Raw genomic sequence first — 3,169 nt, 5'->3', positions numbered from 1 at the left:
AGGTGCCGAGGTCCTCCCCGCGCCGCCGGGCCGCTCGGCGGAGCCGGTCGCGCAGACCTGCGTCGCCGAGCCACCGCGCCAGCCCGTCGGCCAGGGCGCCGGGGTCGTCCGGCGGCACGAGGAGGCCAGGGCGCGAGCCGTCGGGCGCCTGGCCCACCGCTTCCGGCAGGCCGCCGACGTCGGTCGCCACCACGGGCAGGCCGCGAGCGAGCGCCTCGGCCACGGCCATCCCGTAGGACTCCCGGCGGGACGCCGTCACCACCAGGTCCGACGCGCTCGCCACCATGCCGAGCCGGTGCCGGGTCAGCGGGCCCGTGAAGAGCACCCGGCCGCCGAGCCCGGCTGCCCGCACGCGGGTGCGGAGCCACGCGACGTACGCCGGGTCGAGGTCGGTGGCGCCCACCAACCGGCAGCGCCACCGGGACCGGCCGAGGCGACCCAGGGCCTCCACCAGGACGTCGTGACCCTTGTCCGGCACGACGGCCGCGACGCAGAGCAGCCGGCCGCCGGCTCGTGAGCCCGTGGCAGCCGGCGCCGGGTCGATGCCCGGCACGGCGACGTGAACCGCCCCGGCCGGGACGCCGTGCTGCTGCACCACCCGGCGACGCGCCCACCGGCTGGGGGTCACCACCGCGTGCGCGGCGGAGACGACCGCACGCTCGCGGGCGTCGCCGAGCGGCATGTGCAGGAGCACGACCAGCCGCAGGCGACCTGACCTGGGCACCAGCACCACGGGCGAGGGCGAGGCCACCAGCCCGTCCACCAGCACCACGGCCCCGTCAGGAACCGCGTCGAGCACCCGGGCGAGCGCCGCCAGGGCCGCTCGATCGGGGTGCGGCCAGCCGCCGGGCACCGCGTGCTCGTGGACCGTGCGCCCCAGGGCCACCAGCTCCTCGACGACCCGGCGGTCGTAGACGTTGCCGCCGCTGGGCCGTCGCGGGTCGTCGATGCCCTCAGGCACGACGACGTGGACGGGCGGTCGGGGTTCCGGCGGGAGCGTCACAGCGCACGCTCGTAGCTCGCCCAGGCGACGTGCGACTCGTGGAGCGTGACGGTGATCGTGGCCAGGCCGTGAGCGCCGGGTCCGAGCAGGCCCTGGTGCACCCGGTCGACGAGCCGGTCGGCGACCACCTGCGCGAGCGTCTCGGTGGAGGTGTTCACGCCCGCGAACGCCTCCTCCTCGTCGAGGTTGCGGTAGGCGAGGTCGGCCAGGAGCGTGTGCAGCTGCTCGGTCGCCAGCCCCATGTCGACCACGATCCCGTCGGCGTCGAGCGAGGTCGCGGCGAACGTCGCGTCGACGACGTACGTCGCGCCGTGGAGCCGCTGGGCCGGCCCGAAGACCTCGCCCCGAAGGCTGTGGGCGACCATGACGTGGTCGCGGACGGTCACGCGGAACACGCTTCCTGCCCTTCGCCGTAGGTGAGGGTGTGGCACCCGGAGGGCAGCGTGCCGCCCGCGAGATCGGCCATCACGCGCGGCAGCTCGGCGAACGGCCAGGTGCCGGTGACGAGCGCGTCGAACGCCGGGTCGCGGAGGAGCTCCAGCGCCAGGCGGAGCCGGTCGGCGGTGCTGCGTCGACCCCGGCGGGCGGGCGCGACGGCGCCGACCTGGCTCGACCGGATGGCCAGTCGACCCGAGTGGAAGGACCCTCCCAGGGCCACCTCGACGCGGGTGTCGCCGTACCAGCTCAGGTCGATCACCTCGCCCTCGGCGGCGAGCAGCTCGAGCGAGCACTGGAGGCCCGCGGCGGTGGCGCTGGTGTGCACCACGAGGTCGCACCCGCCCGGTGCCTGGTCCGCCGGCGCGAAGCCCACGCCCAGGGCCGCCGCGGTCGCGGCTCTCCCCGGGTCGGTGTCGACGAGGGTCACGCTCGTGCCGGGGATGCCGGCGAGCAGGCGGGCGACGCAGCAGCCCACGGTGCCGGCGCCGACCACCGCCACCCGGTCGCCGAGCAGAGGGGCTGCGTCCCAGAGCCCGTTGATCGCGGTCTCGACCACCCCGGCCAGGGCGGCTCGGCGGTGCGGGACGTCGTCCGGGACCGGCGTCACGGCCTGCACCGGCACGACGTACTGCGTCTGGTGCGGGTAGAGGCAGAACACCGTGCGGCCCGCCAGCTCCGGGGGCCCGACCTCGACGACCCCGACGCTGAGGTAGCCGTACTTCACCGGCCAGGGGAAGTCGCCCTCCTGGAAGGGCGCGCGCATCGCGCAGTGCTGGTCCTCCGGCACGCCGCCACGCAGGACGAGCGCCTCCGTGCCGCGGCTGAGCGCCGAGGCCGTCGCCCGCACGAGCACCTCGCCGGAGCGCGGCTCGCGCAGCGGCGCCGGCCTGATCTCACCGTGACCCGGACCGACCACCCAGAACGCCCGCGCCTCCCTCACCGCGACCCCTCTCCAGCCTCCGGACGAGCGGTGAACCGCCTGCGGCCCGCCGCCGTGCTACTCGTCGTACTGCCTTGCACACGGAGGTGACGTGGAACGGGTTCAGGTGGCGCCGTCCGCCGGCCTCGCCGGCCTGCTGGCGCTGCTCGCCGCGCTCTCGGCGACCGTGGGCCTGAGCGCCGGCGGGTGGGCGGCCGGCATCGTCTGCGGGGCAGCGCTCGCCCTGCTCCTCGGCCGCGCACTGGAGCGGTCCGGCGGCCGGCGGCTCGGCCCCGCGAGCTCGGTGACGCTCGTGCGCGTCACCATGTCGTGCGCCGTCGCGGCGCTCGTCGCCGACTCGTTCACCGGTCCCACGCCCGTGGCGGTGCTGGTCGTGCTGAGCACCGCCGCGCTCGCGCTGGACGGAATCGACGGGCGGGTGGCCCGGCGGACCGGCACCGTGTCCGACCTCGGCGCGCGCTTCGACATGGAGAGCGACGCCTTCCTCATCGCCGTGCTGAGCGTGCACGTCGCGCCCTCCGTCGGCTGGTGGGTGCTCGCCATCGGCGGGATGCGCTACGGGTACGTCGTCGCCGGTCGGCTGCTGCCCTGGCTGCGCCGCCCCACACCACCCCGGCACTGGGCCAAGGTGGTGGCGGCCGTGCAGGGGATCGTCCTCGTCGTGGCGGCGGCCGACGTGCTGCCGGGAGCGGTGGCCGCAGCGGCCCTGGCCGGCGCGCTGGCGCTGCTCACGGAGTCGTTCGGTCGCGACGTCGTCTGGCAGTGGCAGCACCGGCAGGACCCGGACG

The 3,169-nt window shown here is 76.4% G+C and carries 4 protein-coding genes; 1 reads left to right on the top strand and 3 read right to left on the bottom strand.

Annotated elements, in window-relative coordinates:
- From QZX64_RS00605 to QZX64_RS00595, 3 genes are all read right to left on the bottom strand, one after another.
- On the bottom strand, positions 1 to 1,003 hold a 1,003-nt coding region (locus QZX64_RS00605; protein ID WP_295656098.1), incomplete at its 3' end, for a glycosyltransferase family 4 protein.
- On the bottom strand, positions 1,000 to 1,389 hold the full coding sequence (locus QZX64_RS00600; protein ID WP_295656097.1) for a 6-carboxytetrahydropterin synthase: 390 nt from the start codon (positions 1,387 to 1,389) through the stop codon (positions 1,000 to 1,002). The genes QZX64_RS00600 and QZX64_RS00605, both read right to left, overlap by 4 nt.
- Entirely contained in the window at positions 1,386 to 2,381 is a 996-nt protein-coding gene (locus QZX64_RS00595) for a zinc-binding alcohol dehydrogenase (protein WP_295656096.1), read from the bottom strand. Before QZX64_RS00595 ends, QZX64_RS00600 begins: the two co-directional genes overlap by 4 nt.
- 91 nt (positions 2,382 to 2,472) lie before the next feature.
- On the opposite strand from QZX64_RS00595, the gene QZX64_RS00590 reads away from it, so the two are divergent.
- A partial coding sequence (locus QZX64_RS00590) for a CDP-alcohol phosphatidyltransferase family protein (protein ID WP_295656095.1) occupies positions 2,473 to 3,169 on the top strand: 697 nt, incomplete at its 3' end.

This window comes from uncultured Nocardioides sp., assembly GCF_902805925.1.
Taxonomy (GTDB): Bacteria; Actinomycetota; Actinomycetes; order Propionibacteriales; family Nocardioidaceae; genus Nocardioides.
Note: the sequence above shows the minus strand (reverse complement) of the source record. Positions and strands in the feature narration are given on the sequence as shown.